Source organism: Achromobacter sp. E1 (genome assembly GCF_037039475.1).
Taxonomy (GTDB): Bacteria; Pseudomonadota; Gammaproteobacteria; order Burkholderiales; family Burkholderiaceae_B; genus Achromobacter; species Achromobacter mucicolens.
The window spans coordinates 1-15,497 of sequence record NZ_CP146253.1; the positions used below are offsets into that span (position 1 = coordinate 1).

The window sequence follows — 15,497 nt, forward strand, 5'->3', positions numbered from 1 at the left end:
ATGAAAGAATTCTGGCAGACCTGCGTCAGTCGTCTTGAGCAGGAACTCCCCCCCCAACAAATCAGCGCGTGGATACGACCGCTGGTCCCGCTTGCGTACGACGAAACGCAGGCGGTGCTGCGCGTTGCCGCGCCCAACCGCTTCAAGCTGGACTGGGTGCGCAAGAACTTTTCCCACCAGATCGAAGCGTTGGCCGCGGAGTGGTTCAAGCGTCCGGTGCAGGTTCTGTTCGAGCTGCCTTCGCACGGCGCCGCGCCGCGCATGCCGGTTGCGCCCGTGCGCGCCCAGCAGCCCGCCCAGCAACCGCACCTGTCCGCTGCTCCTCCCTCCGGCGCTGCGCCGCCTGTGACCGTCACCGTGACGACCGCGCCGCCGGCGCCCGCCACGACCGCGGCTGCGCAGGCCGTGAACGCGGACGCCGCCAACATCGTGTACGAGCGGTCGCGCCTGAACACCGACCTCACGTTCGAGAACTTCGTGACCGGCAAGGCCAACCAGCTCGCGCGCGCCGCCGCGCTGCAGGTCGCTGAAAACCCGGGCACCTCGTACAACCCGCTGTTCCTGTATGGCGGCGTCGGCCTGGGCAAGACCCACCTGATCCACGCCATCGGCAACGCCATGGTCGCGGCGGGCACCGGGGTGCGCGTGCGCTACGTGCATGCGGACCAGTACGTGTCCGACGTGGTGAAGGCCTACCAGCGCAAGGCGTTCGACGACTTCAAGCGTTACTACCATTCGCTCGATCTGCTGCTGATCGACGATATCCAGTTCTTCTCCGGCAAGAACCGCACGCAGGAAGAATTCTTCTACGCGTTCGAGGCAATGGTTGCGCAGCGCAAGCAGATCATCATCACCAGCGATACGTATCCAAAGGAGCTGTCGGGCATCGACAGCCGCCTGATTTCGCGCTTCGACTCGGGCCTGACGGTGGCCATCGAGCCGCCGGAGCTGGAGATGCGCGTGGCGATTCTGCTGCGCAAGGCCGAGTCCGAAGGCGTGCCCATGCCCGAGGAAGTGGCGTTCTTCATCGCCAAGCATCTGCGCAGCAACGTGCGCGAACTGGAAGGCGCGCTGCGCAAGGTGCTTGCCTATGCGCGTTTCCACGGCCGCGACGTGCTGACGGTCGATGTCTGCAAGGAAGCGCTGAAGGATCTGCTGTCGGTGTCCAACGGCCAGATCACCGTCGAAAACATCCAGAAGACGGTGGCGGACTTCTACAAGATCAAGGTCGCCGACATGTACTCGAAACGCCGGCCGGCCAATATCGCCTTGCCGCGCCAGGTCGCGATGTACCTGGCCAAGGAGCTGACCCAGAAAAGCCTGCCGGAAATCGGCGATTTATTCGGCGGCCGTGATCACACCACGGTGCTGCACGCCGTTCGCAAGATTTCCGATGCCCGCGCCAAGCAAGCGGAGCTCAACCATACCCTGCACGTGTTGGAACAAACTCTAAAAGGATGAACATGCAACTCGTACAAACCACACGCGATGCATTGCTGAAACCGCTGTCGACTGTGGCGGGCATCGTCGAAAGACGCCATACCCTGCCCATTCTTGCGAACATCCTGATGCGCAAGGAAGGCAACAAGGTTGCCTTCATTGCGACCGACCTGGAAGTGCAGATCACCACGCACGCCGACTTTGGTGTCGGCCAGGACAACGAGTCCACCACGGTGGCCGCGCGCAAGCTGCTGGACATCCTGAAAGCCCTGCCCGATACCGGCGACGTGCGCCTGGCCCTGGCCAGCAACAAGCTGTCGGTGCAGTCCGCCAAGAGCCGCTTTGCGCTGCAGACGCTGGCCGCCAGCGAATTCCCCACCGTCGCTCAGCCCGAGCAGTGGGACGTGTCGCTGACCATGCCGCAGCGCACCCTGCGCCACCTGTTCAACATGGTGCATTTCGCCATGGCCCAGCAGGACATCCGCTACTACCTGAACGGCATGCTGCTGGTGTTTGAACCGGGCCGCGTGCGCGCCGTGGCCACCGACGGTCACCGCCTGGCGCACTGCTCGACCGAAGCCGACGGCATCGCCGAGCGCCACGAAGTCATCGTGCCGCGCAAGACCGTGCTGGAAATGCAGCGCCTGCTGGAGGACTCCGACGAGACCGTCTCCATCGACGTGGCGCCGGGCCAGATCCGTTTCCGTTTCGGCGACGTCGAGCTGGTCTCCAAGCTGGTCGAAGGCAAGTTCCCCGATTTCACGCGCGTGATTCCCACGAACTACACGCGCCATTTCCTCGTCGGCCGCGAAGCGCTTCAGGGCAGCCTGCAGCGCGCCGCCATCCTGACCACGGACAAGTTCAAGGGCGTGCGCCTGCAACTGGCGCAGAACCAGATGAAGATCTCGTCCTCGAACGCCGAGCAGGAAGAGGCGCAGGAAGAAATCGACATCGACTACAGCCATGAAGCGCTGGACGTGGGCTTTAACGTCGGCTATCTGCTCGACGTGCTGTCCAACGTGAAGGTCGACAACATCCAGTGGTCGGTCATGCCCGATGCCAACGCGTCGGCGCTCATCACCCTGCCCGAAGACGACCAGTTCAAGTACGTCGTCATGCCCATGCGGATCTGATCCGCACTCCCCCCGTGGGTTTGTGCCGCTTGCGGACCGGTTGGTCCGCGGGCGGTCCGGCCGCCAGGCCGTTCTTTAAAGCGTTATCGATACAGACATGTCAGATCAGCAGAACACCACTCCCGAGACCAGCGGCTACGGCGCTGACTCGATCAAGATGCTCAAGGGGCTGGAGGCCGTGCGCAAGCGCCCCGGCATGTACATCGGCGACACGTCCGACGGCACGGGCCTGCACCACATGGTGTTTGAGGTCGTCGATAACGCCATCGACGAAGCCCTGGCCGGCTATTGCGACGACATCGTCGTAACCATCCACACCGACAATTCCATCTCCGTCACGGACAACGGCCGCGGCATCCCGACCGATATCCACAAGGACGACGAATTCCACCGCAGCGCGGCCGAAATCGTCATGACCGAACTGCACGCCGGCGGCAAGTTCGACCAGAACTCGTACAAGGTGTCCGGCGGCCTGCACGGCGTGGGCGTGTCCTGCGTGAACGCACTGTCCGAATGGCTGCGTCTCACCATCCGCCGCAACGGCCAGGTGCACCAGATGGAATTCCGCCAGGGCGAGCGCGTGGCGCCCCTGGCCGTGACCGGCACGACCGACAAGCGCGGCACCGAAGTGCGCTTTTTGGCCGATCCGATCATCTTCAACAACATCGAATACCACTACGAGATCCTCTCCAAGCGCCTGCGCGAGCTCTCGTTCCTGAACAACGGCGTCAAGATCCGCCTGATCGACCAGCGCCAGGGCAAGGAAGAGAACTTCGCCTTCTCGGGCGGCGTGAAGGGTTTCGTCGAATACATCAACCGCGCCAAGACCGTGCTGCATCCGAACGTGTTTTCGGTCACCACGGAATCGGCGGCCGGCGGCGTGCCGGTGGGCGTGGAAGTGGCGATGCAGTGGAACGACAGCTACAGCGAAAGCGTGCTGTGCTTTACCAACAACATCCCGCAGCGCGACGGCGGTTCGCACCTGACCGGCCTGCGCGCCGCGATGACGCGCATCATCAACAAATACATAACCGACAACGAACTGGCCAAGAAGGCCAAGGTCGAGACGTCCGGCGACGACATGCGCGAAGGCCTGGCCTGCGTGCTGTCGGTGAAGGTGCCCGAGCCCAAGTTCAGCAGCCAGACCAAGGACAAGCTGGTGTCCAGCGAAGTGCGTCCGGCCGTTGAAGAAGCCGTGGCCCGCACGCTGGAAACCTGGCTGCTCGAACACCCGAACGACGCCAAGGCCCTGTGCAACAAGATCGTCGAGGCCGCCCGTGCCCGCGAAGCCGCGCGCAAGGCGCGCGAGATGACGCGCCGCAAGAGCGTGCTGGAAGGCGCCGGCCTGCCCGGCAAGCTGGCCGACTGCCAGGAGAAGGACCCCGCGCTGTGCGAGCTGTACATCGTCGAGGGCGACTCCGCAGGCGGCTCGGCCAAGCAAGGCCGCGATCGCAAGTTCCAGGCCATCCTGCCGCTGCGCGGCAAGGTGCTGAACGTCGAGAAGGCGCGCTTTGACCGCCTGATCGCCAGCGAACAGATCGCCACGCTGATCACGGCGCTGGGCACCAGCATCGGCCCGGACTTCAACGTGGACAAGCTGCGCTACCACCGCCTCATCATCATGACCGACGCGGACGTCGACGGCGCGCACATCCGCACCCTGCTGCTCACGCTGCTGTACCGGCAGATGCCCGAGCTGGTGCAGCGCGGCTATGTGTACATCGCCCAGCCGCCGCTCTACAAGGTCAAGGTTGGCCGCGAAGAGCGCTATCTGAAGGATGACCAGGAAGAAGCGCAGTTCATGCTGACGCTGGCCCTGAAGGACGCCGAGATCATCTCGGGCGGCAACATCATCCGCGGCGAAGAGCTGAGCGACCTGGCCCGCCAGTACGTGGCGGCCGACGGCGTCATCGCCCGCCTGTCGCGCGTCTTCGACGTGGGCGCGCTGTCGGCCATGGCCGAAGGCGTGGAGATCAACCTGGAGACGGCCGAATCCACCGCGGACTCCGCCAAGCGGTTGGCCGACGCCATGCGCGATCCCATCAACGGCAACGGCGTCGAAGTCGTGCCGCAGTTCGACGAGGCCACCGAACGCCATCGCCTGTCCGTGCAGCGCATGCATCACGGCAACGTGCGCGTCAGCATCATCGACGCCGACTTCATCAATGGCTCGGATTACGCCATCTTGTCCAAGGCCGCCAAGAGCTTCCTGGGCAAGGTCGGTCCGCGCTCGCTGGCCGCTCGCGGCGAAGGCGACAAGCGCAAGGAGCAGCCAGTGTCCGACTTCCGCGAGGCCATGCAATGGCTGCGCAGCGAAGCCGACCGCAGCATCTCCAAGCAGCGCTACAAGGGTCTGGGTGAAATGAACCCCGAGCAGCTGTGGGAAACCACGATGGACCCGAAGGTGCGCCGCTTGCTGCGCGTGCAGATCGAGGACGCCATCGCGGCCGACGAAGTCTTCACCACGCTGATGGGCGACGACGTCGAACCGCGCCGCAACTTCATCGAAACGCACGCGCTGTCGGCGGGCAACATCGACGCCTGATCGCACGCCTGCTTGGGTCACCGAAGGCCAGCCCCGAAAGGGCTGGCCTTTGGTTTTGTGGACCCGGGAGTTTTTCGGAGTTGCCGCAACGGTGTCTGACACCCTGGGGAGATGATCGCGGGTTTGCGGTGGTGTCTCAGCGGGTGTCAGACACCTTATCAGCGCAGAGTTGCCGCAACGGTGTCTGACACCCTGGGGAGATGATCGCGGGTTTGCGGCAGTGCCTCAGCGGGTGTCAGACACCTGGCCTACCTGTCACCTGGCCTACCTGCCCCTGGCGTCCCGACATAGCGCCCTTCTACCTGGGCGGCCGCGCCTTCAGGTCTCCCATTTCCTCCAGCATGAGCTGATGCGCGTAGCGTGAAAATACGCTGACCAGACGGGTGCGCGTGTGATACGGCGGATACAGCAGCGCCACTGTGACCGGCACCGCCGGGCTGAAGGGCCGGACTTCCACGCCGTTGGCTTCGTATTCCTCGCGTGCGGCCAGCGGGTTGATCAGCGCCACGCCCAGGCCCGCGCCCACCAGCGCGCAGACCGACGAACCCAGTCCGGCCTCGGCCACCGTGTGGCGTTCGACCTTGGCGGACTTGAAGACGGCGTCGATCTTTTCGCGCAGCGGCGTGCCGCTGGGAAAGGCGATGAAGGGCTCGCCCGCGAAGTCGGCGGGCTTGAGCTTTTTCAGTTTGGCCAGTCGGTGTCCGCGCGGCAGCACGGCCACGCAGCTCATCGTGAGGACGGGTTCGACCTGGATGCCGGGGGTTTCGCCCGACAGCATGGCCAGGCCGGTGTCGCAGAAGCCCGAACTGATCCAGTTGTGGACCGTGCTGGCGTTGCCCGAGTGGATCGCCACCATGACTTCCGGGTACTCGGTCTTGAAGGCGGCCACGATGCGCGCCAAGAGGCCGCCCGCCAGGCGCGGCATGGCGGCCACGCTCAGGCGGCTGGCGCTGAACGAGCGGATGCTGGCCGCCGCCGATTCCAGGCCGGCCAGGCCGATGAAGGTCTTTTCCACCTCCTGAAAGAAGCGGGACCCGTCCTGGGTGGGGCTGAGGCGGCTGCCGTTGCGGTCGAACAAGGGAAACTGGGTGATGGCTTCCAATTGCGCAATTAAGCGGCTAACGTGCGGCTGCGAGGTATGCACTCGCCGGGCCGCTGCCGTCATGGAACCGGTCATCATGACGGCGCGGAACGCCTCGATGTGTCGCAAGCCCATCCGGGGAATGGCCATGTCAAATCCGTATAGAGGAATACTTGATTGGAACTGGATAAAACCATACTGCTAGTTGATACTTTTTGCCAGCCGCGGGGCTCATCGCGGGACGCGGCGGTCACCAGCAAGCCTGGATCCGCCGATCGTGAACATAAACACGCGCCGCACGCACGGCGCCAAGGGAATCAGATGAAAGCACTAGCCGCGATCTCCGTCGCCGCCACCCTTTTGGGCAGCGCCGCGACGGCTCATGCCGAAGGTCCCAGCCGTCTGGACAAGATCCGTGAAACCGGCGTCATCACGCTCGGCCACCCCGAGACGTCGGTGCCGTTCGCGTACCTGGACGGCAATCAGAAGCCTATTGGCTACACGGTCGAGATCTGCCAGGAAGTCGCCAAGTACGTGCAAGCGGCGCTGAAGCTGCCCAAGCTGGAAGTGCGCTACAACCCGACGACGTCGGCCACGCGCATTCCGCTGCTGGCCAACGGCACGATCGATCTGGAATGCGGCAACACCACCAACAACGAAGCGCGCCACAAGCTGGTGTCGTTCGCGCCCACGACCTTCGTGGCGCAAGTGGTGCTGGTGGCGCGCAAGGACGGCGGCGTGGACCCCAATGACCTGTCCTCGTTCCGCGGCAAGACCATCGCGGCGCAGGCCGGCGGCCAGACGTTCAAGCTGATCTCGCAACTGAATGCGCAGGACAACCTGGGCATTTCGATGGCGCCCACCAAGGACACCGCCGAAACCATCCTGATGGTGGAATCGGGCCGCGCGGCCGGTTCGGCCAACGACGACGGCATCGCCTATGGCGCGGTCGCGTCGTCCAAGAATCCGGATGCCTTCGTGATCGGCAAGAAGGGTCTGGAAATGGCGCCCTACGGCATCATGCAGCCCAAGGACGATCCGAAGTTCAAGAAGGTCGTCGACGACGCCGTGATCGATCTCATGAAGACCGGCAAGGTCGCCGCGCTATACGACAAGTACTTCAATTCGCCGATCCCGCCCAAGCAGATCAACCTGAAGTACCCCATGAGCGACGCGCTCAAGCGCGCGTTGGCCAACCCCACCGACTCGGGCGATCCCAAAGCCTACGAGTAAGCAGCATGCCGCGGGGCGCAGCGCGCGCCCGCGGCGCATGAAGGGGCAAGGACGCCGGCAGCGACCGGCGCCGCGATCAAGGGCGAGGGCATGAATTACAACTGGAGTTGGAGCGTCTTCCTGGAGATGTCGCCGGACGGCGTGCATACCTTCCTGGAGACGATCCTGATCGGCGTGGGCTGGACGCTTGCGCTGGCATTGACGGCGTGGGTGTTTTCGCTGCTGCTGGGATCCTGGCTGGGCGTGATGCGCACGGTGCAGTCCCGTCTGATGAACGCCATCGGCGCCACCTACGTGGAACTGTTTCGCAATATCCCGCTGCTGGTGCAGATGTTCCTGTGGTATTTCGTGCTGCCCGAATTGCTGCCGCATGCATGGGGCCTGGCGATGAAGCAGATGCCCCAGCCGTGGGGGCAGTTCGTGCCCGCGGTGCTGTGCCTGGGTTTTTACGGGTCGGCGCGCGTGGCCGAGCAATTGCGCGCCGGCATCCAGTCGCTGCCGCGCGGCCAGTTTCAGGCGGGGACCGCGCTGGGGCTGACCGAGGCGCAGGTCTATCGCCACATCATCCTGCCCGAGGCCTATCGCATCGTGCTGCCGCCGCTGACCTCCGAGTTCATGGGCACGATCAAGTATTCGTCGGTGGCGCTGACCATCGGCCTGTTGGAACTCACCGGGCAGGCGCGCTCGATGGCGGAGTTCAGCTTTCACATCTTTGAGGCGTTTTCGGCCGCGACCGTGATCTACCTGATTCTGAACGGCATCGTCGTGCTGGGGATGCGCACGCTGGAGCGCCGCGTGGCGGTGCCCGGCCTGATCGGCACGGCGGCAAAGTCGCCTGCGGGATTGGGGCGCTAGCATGGGCAAGTTCGATTTCGATGTGATCTGGGGCGCGCTGCCGTACCTGTTCCAGACCGGCATGACGTTCACGCTGACCCTGACCGTGCTGGCGGCGGTGATGGGGCTGGCGCTGGGCACGCTTCTGGCGATGATGCGGCTGTCGCGCTACAAGATCCTGTCGGTGCCGGCGGGCATCTACGTGAACGTGATGCGGTCGATCCCGCTTCTCTTGGTGATCTTCTGGTTCTACTTCCTGATGCCGTACATCGCGGCATGGGTCGTGGGATCGCCCACGCCGCTGCGCGTGGGGGCGTTCAATTCGGCGGTGATCACGTTCACGCTGTTCGAGGCCGCGTACTTCTGCGAGATCATGCGCGCCGGGATCCAGTCCATTGCACGCGGCCAGGTATCGGCCAGCATGGCGCTGGGCCTGAACCATTGGCAAGGCATGCGGTATGTCGTGCTGCCGCAGGCGCTGCGCAACATGGTGCCGGCGCTGCTCACGCGCGTCATCATCCTGTTTCAGGACACCTCGCTGGTCTACGTGCTGTCGCTGACCGACTTTCTGGGCGCGGCGTCCAAGATCGGCCAGCGCGACGGGCGTCTGGTCGAACTCTATCTCTTCGTGGCGGTGGTGTATTTCGTGATTTGCTTCACGGCATCGCGTCTGGTCAAGCATCTGGAAAAGCGCACGCGCGTGCTGCGCTGAGCCGTCCACGTTATCCACAGGTTCAACGATGCAACTCTCTTCCAATCCTCCGATGATCGAGATCCGCCAGGTCAGCAAGTGGTACGGCGACTTCCAGGTGCTGGACGAATGCTCGACCACGGTGCGCCGCGGCGAGGTCGTGGTGGTGTGCGGTCCGTCGGGATCGGGCAAGTCGACGCTCATCAAGACCGTGAACGCGCTCGAGCCCTTCCAGAAGGGCGAGATCGTGGTCAACGGCGTGTCCGTGGGCGATCCTCGCACCAACCTGCCCAAGCTGCGCGCTGTGGCCGGCATGGTGTTCCAGCACTTCGAGCTGTTCCCGCACCTGTCGGTGACCGAAAACCTGTGCCTGGGCCAGATCAAGGTGCTCAAGCGCGGCAAGGACGAAGCGCGCCAGCGTGCGCTTGCCCTGCTCGAGCGCGTGGGCCTGTCGGCGCACAAGGACAAGCATCCCGGCGAACTGTCGGGCGGCCAGCAGCAGCGCGTGGCGATTGCGCGCGCGCTGTCTATGGACCCGGTCGTGATGCTGTTTGACGAACCCACGTCGGCGCTGGACCCGGAGATGGTCAACGAGGTGCTGGACGTGATGACCGACCTGGCGGGCGAAGGCATGACCATGATGGTGGTGACCCACGAGATGGGATTCGCGCGCCGCGTCGCCGACCGTGTGATTTTCATGGACGGCGGCAAGATCGTCGAGGACTGCCAGAAGGAGCAGTTCTTCGGCAACGTCGAGGAACGTGCCCCGCGCACGCGCCAGTTTCTTTCCAAAATTCTGCAGCACTGAACGCCATGACCCAGCGGACCCCCGCCGAACCTCCCCCACCGCCCGTCGATCTGCGCAGCGACACGGTCACCCACCCGACCGCGGCCATGTACGAGCGGATGCGCACCGCCCCCATCGGCGATGACGGCCTGGACGGCGACCCCACCGTGCGCGAGCTGGAAGCCTGTGTGGCGGCCAGCCTGGGCAAGGAAGCGGGCCTGTTCGTGCCGAGCTGCACGATGGCCAACCTGCTGGCCGTGCTGGCGCAGACGCAGCGCAGCGAGCAGGTGGCGCTGGAATCGACCGCCCACATGTACACGTCCGAACGCGGCGCGGCCACGTTCACGGGATTGTTCTATCAAGGCGTGCCGGGCACCGCGGGCGCGATGGACCTGAACCGGCTCGAGGACGCCCTGCTGACCGGCGGGCACCGGCTCAAGACCGCGCTGGTGGCGATGGAGACGTCCCACAACAACGCGGGCGGCACCGTGCTGCCGCTGGACCACATGCAGGCTGTGTACGGCATGGCGCGCGCGGGCGGCGTGCCGGTGCACCTGGACGGGGCGCGGCTGTTCAACGCGGCCGTGGCGCTGGGCGTGCCGGCCAGCGAGATCACCCGCCACACCGACACGGTGTCGCTGTGCCTGTCCAAAGGCCTGAGCGCGCCGGTGGGCGCGGTGCTGGCCGGCAGCCTGGCCGTGGTGGCCAAGGCGCGCTCGCTGCGCCGCATGCTGGGCGGCACGCAGCGCCAATCCGGCATCATGGCCGCCGCGGGCCTGGAGGGCGTGCAGCACATGAGCGGCCGGCTGGCCGAAGACCACGTGCGGGCGCGCCGACTGAGCGACGGCATCAACAAACTGGCCCCGGCGCTGACGGCGACGGTGCCGCAGACCAACATCGTCCAGGTCGAGACCGCGGATACCGGCATGACCAACGCGCAGTGGGTCTCGGCCCTGCAGGCGCAAGGTGTGCTGACGCGCCCCTGGGGCCGCACGCGGCTGCGTTGCGTCACGCATCGGCATATCGGCGATGCCGATATCGATGCGGCCGTCCAGGCGTTTGCCGCGGTGGTGGACGCGCGCTGATTCAGCCGGCTTTGGGGTGGGCGATGCGATAATGCCCCGCATGTCGACCCCCACTCATCTTTCCCGAAAAGACTATTTCTGCGCCCTTGCGGTGGTGGTCATCTGGGGCCTGAATTTCGTCGTCATGAAGGTCGGCATGCGGGGCCTGTCTCCCATGATGCTGGGCGCGTTGCGATTCGCGCTGGCGGCCTTCCCCCTGATCCTTTTCGTGCGCATGCCGCGGCTGCCGTGGTACTGGGTCGCGGCCTACGGGCTGGTCCAGGGGCTGGGCCAGTTTGGCCTGCTGTTTACAGCGCTCAATTTCGGCATGCCGGCGGGCATGGCCTCGCTCGTCATCCAGACCCAGGCGTTCTTCACGTTGCTGCTGGCCGCGCCGGTCCTGCATGAACGGGCGCGCGGGCATCACTGGTTCGGTCTTGGCGTGGCGGCGATGGGTCTGGCCGTCATTGCCGGGGGGCGCGGCGAAGGGCCCGGGCAGATGACGATGCTGGGCTTTGTGCTGACGCTTGGCGCCGCGTTCATGTGGGCGGTGTCGAACATGATCGTGCGGCTGGCCAGCCGCAAGGCGCCCGGCTACGACCCCTTCGCATTCATTGCCTGGAGCAGCGCCGCGCCGGTGCTGCCCTTCCTGGCGCTGGCCGTGCTGATCGACGGCTGGGAGCCGGTGGTGGGCATGGTGACCGGCATCGGCTGGGGCGAGGCACTATCGGTGCTGTACCTGGCGGTGCTGGCGACCCTGCTGGCCTACACGTTGTGGACGCAGCTGCTGTCGCGGCACCCCGCCGCAAAGGTTGCGCCGTTCTCGCTGCTGGTGCCGGTGGTGGGGCTGTGGGCCGCGTCCATGGCCTTCGGCGAGCGCCTGCAACCGCTGCAATGGCTGGGCGCTGCCTGCGTGCTGGCCGGGCTGGTCATCAATCAGGTCGGCGGGCGCTGGATGCGCTCGCGCTGACGCCGTCAGCCCTTGCGGCGTGGCCGTCTCGTCCGGCCGGATTACATCGTGCCGGCTAGGGCGGCGACGATCAAAGTTGCTCGAAGCGGATGTAACGCTTATCGGTGTACTCCCGTCGCGTGATGATTTCCTGCACGGACGCGCCGGGCGGACCACGCCGCAGCCATTCCAGCATATGGTCCACCTGGTCGGGCGTGCCCTGAACCAGCGCCTCGACCGTGCCGTCCAGCATGTTCTGCACCCAACCCTTCGCGCCCAGCATGTGGGCGCGCCTCACCGTCGCGTGACGGTATCCCACGCCTTGGACCGTGCCGCTGACGGTGACGTGGACGGTTTCGATATGGGAATCGGCCTTAGGGTCTTGCATGGTTTTTCCTTCGGATGATGCGCCGCCACGCACGAGATACGTAGGCGGAATCGGCTACAGCGGATGGTCTATAGGCCCGGCGGGCTTCGAAGCGATACGTTAGAGCACATGTCAAAACGTGCCAGCTTAGAAATACCCATTACCAAGAGCTTGGAGAAGCCATTATGGAAGAGACCAGTTTGTTGTCGGATGCCGAGACAGCGCGCTACAGGGATCAGGGTTACCTGGCCTTGAAGGACATGTGCCCTCAGGATGAGGTCGGCTACATCCGCAGGACGCTGCTGGACTTGTTCGCGAACAAGACGGGTTACAACGAGGGCGCGCAGTATGACTTCGTCAGCCGCGACGACCCGACCAAGCCCGCCAAGTTTCCCAGTCTGCACGATCCGCGCCATTATGCCCCGGGCCTGTTGAAGACGGTTTACCACGAACGCACGCTGGAACTGGCGCGGCAGCTGTTGGGCCCGCAGGCGGCGCTCTATGGCGAGCATGCGTTGCTCAAGCCCGGCCCGCACGGACCAGAGACGCCGTGGCACCAGGACGAAGCGTTCCGTTCGCCGGACTTCGTCTACAACGAATTGAGCATCTGGCTGGCGCTGCAGCCGGCCACCATCGAGAACGGCTGCATGCAGTTCCTGCCGGGTTCGAACAAATGGGACGTGCTGGAGCACCGATCGCCGGGGGGCGACAAGAGCCTGCATCCGCTGGAATGCTGCGGCGATTTTCCGCGCGAACAGGCCGTGGCCGAGCCGCTCGATCCGGGCGGCATCACGGTGCACGACGCGCGCACGCTGCACTTCACGGGGCCCAACACCTCGCAGACGCCGCGGCTGGCGTACATCCTGATCTACAACACGCCGCCGGTCTATAAGCCCGGGCGCCGCGAATTCCCATGGCTGGAGGGCCGCTGGACCGACAGCCAGACGCGCAAGAAGCAATGGCACAAGCGCGGCGGGCTGGCGGTGGACGTGATGCGCCGGCTGCCAGGCGCGCGGCTGACCAGCCCGCGCTGGGTCGCATGGGCGACCATCCGCGCGGTCACCAAGGTGTGGCCGCGCTAAGGCTGGGCGTGCAGGGACCGTAGAGTCTTTGCGCAGGGGGGCGAACGGGGCCGGCAAGCGACGCTTGCCGGCCTCGGCGCGTATACTGGGCGGCGCTGGCGCCCCCCTATCACTCCACAGACACTATGACCGCTAACCTTTCTACGATCACCTGCATCGAAGATTTGCGCGTCGTCGCGCAGAAGCGCGTGCCGCGCATGTTCTATGACTACGCCGATTCCGGCGCCTGGACAGAAGGCACCTACCGCGCGAATGAAAGCGACTTTCACAAGATCAAGCTGCGCCAGCGCGTGGCGGTGAACATGGAAGGCCGGTCGCTGCGCACCACGATGGTGGGCCAGGATGTGGTGATGCCGCTGGCGATTTCTCCCACCGGCCTGACCGGCATGCAGCACGCCGACGGCGAGATCCTGGCTGCCAAGGCCGCCGCCGATTTCGGCGTGCCCTTCACGCTGTCCACGATGAGCATCTGCTCGCTGGAAGACGTGGCGCAGGCCACTGGCAAGCCGTTCTGGTTCCAGCTGTACGTGATGCGCGACCGCGAGTTCGTCGGCAACCTGATCGACCGCGCCAAGGCCGCCGGCTGCTCGGCGCTGGTGCTGACGCTGGACCTGCAGATCCTGGGCCAGCGCCACAAGGACATCAAGAATGGCCTGTCGACGCCGCCCAAGCCCACGCTGCGCAACCTCATCAACCTGGCGACCAAGCCGCGCTGGTGCATGGGCATGCTGGGCACCAAGCGCCGCACCTTCGGCAACATCGTCGGCCACGCCAAGGGCGTGAGCGACCTGTCGTCGCTGTCGTCGTGGACGGCCGAGCAATTCGATCCGCGCCTGAGCTGGGACGACGTGGAATGGATCAAGCAGCGTTGGGGCGGCAAGCTCATCATCAAGGGCATTCTTGACGTCGAAGACGCGCAGCTCGCCGCCAACAGCGGCGCCGACGCGCTCATCGTCAGCAATCACGGCGGACGCCAGCTGGACGGCGCCATGTCGTCCATCGCCGCCTTGCCCGCGATTGCCGATGCCGTGGGTTCGAAGATCGAGGTGTGGATGGACGGCGGCATCCGCTCCGGCCAGGACATCCTGAAGGCCGTGGCGCTGGGCGCACGCGGCACGATGATCGGCCGCGCCTTCCTGTATGGCCTGGGCGCGTATGGCCAGGCCGGCGTGACCCGCGTGCTGGAGATCCTGTACAAGGAAATGGACACGACGATGGCGCTGTGCGGCCGCCGTACGATCGAGCCGGGCGACCGCAGCATCCTGCTGCCGGGCACGTACCCGACCTGATTGCAGACGCGCATGACAACAACCCGGACCGCCAGCGTGTCCGGGTTTTTTTATGCGCCGATGCCGGCGCTGGCTACGCCCCGTTGCCGGTGCCCAGAAACTGGCTGGGCCGGCGCAGCGCCGGATCGAAGGGATTGATCTGCGCGCCCACCGCGTCGGCCTCGCGCCGCAGCATTTCCACGATCAGCGGCAGGCGTTCATCGCTGATGCGTTCGATGGGCGCGGCCACGCTCAGCGCCGCGACCGTGACGCCGTTGGGGTCGTAGACCGGCACGGCCAGCCCCGCGATGTTGGGAAACACGCCCTGGCCCTGGCTGCGCGCGTAGCGCAGTTCCTGGCATTCCTTGATGCGCACGCGCATCGAGATCTCGTCCACGAAGCCCAGATGATGCAGGCGCGGAATGTTAAAGCGCATGACCTCTTCGCGCTCGGCCTCGGGCAGGCTGGCCAGCAGCACCAGGCCGCCCTGTCCCATGCCGAGCGGCACGCGCCCGCCGATGTCGCCCGTGTGCGAGCGCACCGGAAATGCGCCATCCACGCGGTCGACGCAGACGGCGTCAAAGCCGCTGCGCACCAGCAGAAAAATGGTGTCGTTGAGCATGCCGGACAGCCGCAGCATGGCGGGGCGGTACAGGGTGCGAAGGCTGGACTGGTGGGTGCCGGCGGCCGCGGCCAGCGAAAAGAAGGCGACGCTGAGCTGATACCCCTTGCTTTGCGCCGGCTGCTCCACCACGCCCTCCTGCATGAGCCCTTGCAGCACCCGATGCACCGTGGCCTGCGCCTGCCCCGTGCGGGCGGCGATATCCGTCAGGCGCAGCTTTTCGCCCTTGGCGTCGGCCAGCACGCGCAGCACCGCGAATGCCCGCTGCAGCACGCCCTGGCCTGCGGAATCCTCCGAAGCTTCTGATTTCTTCATTCTTCAGTTCCGACAATCAAAATAGTCAGATGCATTTTTATCAAGAAATTCAGTCTAACGGAATTATTAGATAAAAAATTCGATTC

Annotated in this window: 14 protein-coding genes; 11 read left to right on the plus strand and 3 right to left on the minus strand. The window is 65.2% G+C overall.

All coding sequences use genetic code 11. The features are described from left to right. The 3 genes from dnaA (at position 1) to gyrB (ending at position 5,118) form a co-directional block, all read left to right on the plus strand. Complete coding sequence (dnaA, locus tag V6V88_RS00005) at positions 1 to 1,461, plus strand: chromosomal replication initiator protein DnaA (protein WP_152383045.1); 1,461 nt, start codon at positions 1 to 3, stop codon at positions 1,459 to 1,461. A 2-nt stretch (positions 1,462 to 1,463) separates the two neighbouring features. Next, positions 1,464 to 2,573, plus strand: a complete 1,110-nt coding sequence (gene dnaN / locus V6V88_RS00010) for a DNA polymerase III subunit beta (protein WP_056327779.1) — start codon at positions 1,464 to 1,466, stop codon at positions 2,571 to 2,573. 97 nt (positions 2,574 to 2,670) lie between these two features. Continuing rightward, complete coding sequence (gene gyrB / locus V6V88_RS00015) at positions 2,671 to 5,118, plus strand: DNA topoisomerase (ATP-hydrolyzing) subunit B (protein ID WP_338617130.1); 2,448 nt, start codon at positions 2,671 to 2,673, stop codon at positions 5,116 to 5,118. 298 nt (positions 5,119 to 5,416) lie between these two features. On the opposite strand, the gene V6V88_RS00020 is transcribed toward gyrB, so the two are convergent. Beyond that, complete coding sequence (locus tag V6V88_RS00020; protein WP_062839305.1) at positions 5,417 to 6,349, minus strand: LysR substrate-binding domain-containing protein; 933 nt, start codon at positions 6,347 to 6,349, stop codon at positions 5,417 to 5,419. Between the two features lie 171 nt (positions 6,350 to 6,520). Here V6V88_RS00020 and V6V88_RS00025 point away from each other — a divergent pair, with 171 nt between their 5' ends. From V6V88_RS00025 to V6V88_RS00050, 6 genes are all read left to right on the plus strand, one after another. Further along, positions 6,521 to 7,432 carry an amino acid ABC transporter substrate-binding protein gene (locus V6V88_RS00025; RefSeq protein WP_338617132.1) on the plus strand — a complete coding sequence of 304 codons (912 nt, stop codon included), beginning with the start codon at positions 6,521 to 6,523 and terminating at the stop codon, positions 7,430 to 7,432. Between the two features lie 90 nt (positions 7,433 to 7,522). Continuing rightward, complete coding sequence (locus V6V88_RS00030) at positions 7,523 to 8,287, plus strand: amino acid ABC transporter permease (RefSeq protein WP_062839307.1); 765 nt, start codon at positions 7,523 to 7,525, stop codon at positions 8,285 to 8,287. Position 8,288: 1 nt separating this feature from the next. After that, positions 8,289 to 8,978 carry an ABC transporter permease subunit gene (locus V6V88_RS00035; protein WP_056327649.1) on the plus strand — a complete coding sequence of 230 codons (690 nt, stop codon included), beginning with the start codon at positions 8,289 to 8,291 and terminating at the stop codon, positions 8,976 to 8,978. 52 nt (positions 8,979 to 9,030) lie between these two features. Then, positions 9,031 to 9,765, plus strand: coding sequence for an amino acid ABC transporter ATP-binding protein (locus V6V88_RS00040; protein WP_056327650.1), 735 nt, complete (start codon positions 9,031 to 9,033; stop codon positions 9,763 to 9,765). Positions 9,766 to 9,770: 5 nt separating this feature from the next. Beyond that, positions 9,771 to 10,829, plus strand: a complete 1,059-nt coding sequence (locus V6V88_RS00045) for a GntG family PLP-dependent aldolase (protein WP_223573757.1) — start codon at positions 9,771 to 9,773, stop codon at positions 10,827 to 10,829. Positions 10,830 to 10,869: 40 nt separating this feature from the next. Beyond that, the gene (locus tag V6V88_RS00050) at positions 10,870 to 11,778 is read left to right on the plus strand and encodes an EamA family transporter (protein ID WP_223573759.1); all 909 of its coding nucleotides are present in this window, start codon (positions 10,870 to 10,872) and stop codon (positions 11,776 to 11,778) included. Between the two features lie 70 nt (positions 11,779 to 11,848). On the opposite strand, the gene V6V88_RS00055 is transcribed toward V6V88_RS00050, so the two are convergent. Then, positions 11,849 to 12,145 (minus strand): acylphosphatase, encoded by a 297-nt coding sequence (locus tag V6V88_RS00055; protein WP_056327653.1) that lies wholly within the window; start codon positions 12,143 to 12,145, stop codon positions 11,849 to 11,851. A 164-nt stretch (positions 12,146 to 12,309) separates the two neighbouring features. Between V6V88_RS00055 and V6V88_RS00060 the strand changes: the two genes are divergently transcribed. Continuing rightward, positions 12,310 to 13,206, plus strand: coding sequence for a phytanoyl-CoA dioxygenase family protein (locus V6V88_RS00060; protein ID WP_180099921.1), 897 nt, complete (start codon positions 12,310 to 12,312; stop codon positions 13,204 to 13,206). A 125-nt stretch (positions 13,207 to 13,331) separates the two neighbouring features. Then, positions 13,332 to 14,495, plus strand: a complete 1,164-nt coding sequence (locus tag V6V88_RS00065; RefSeq protein WP_056327655.1) for an alpha-hydroxy acid oxidase — start codon at positions 13,332 to 13,334, stop codon at positions 14,493 to 14,495. Between the two features lie 73 nt (positions 14,496 to 14,568). Here the strand turns inward: V6V88_RS00065 and V6V88_RS00070 are convergent, their stop codons facing one another. After that, positions 14,569 to 15,411 (minus strand): IclR family transcriptional regulator, encoded by an 843-nt coding sequence (locus V6V88_RS00070; RefSeq protein WP_062839311.1) that lies wholly within the window; start codon positions 15,409 to 15,411, stop codon positions 14,569 to 14,571. Between the last annotated feature and the right edge of the window lie 86 nt (positions 15,412 to 15,497).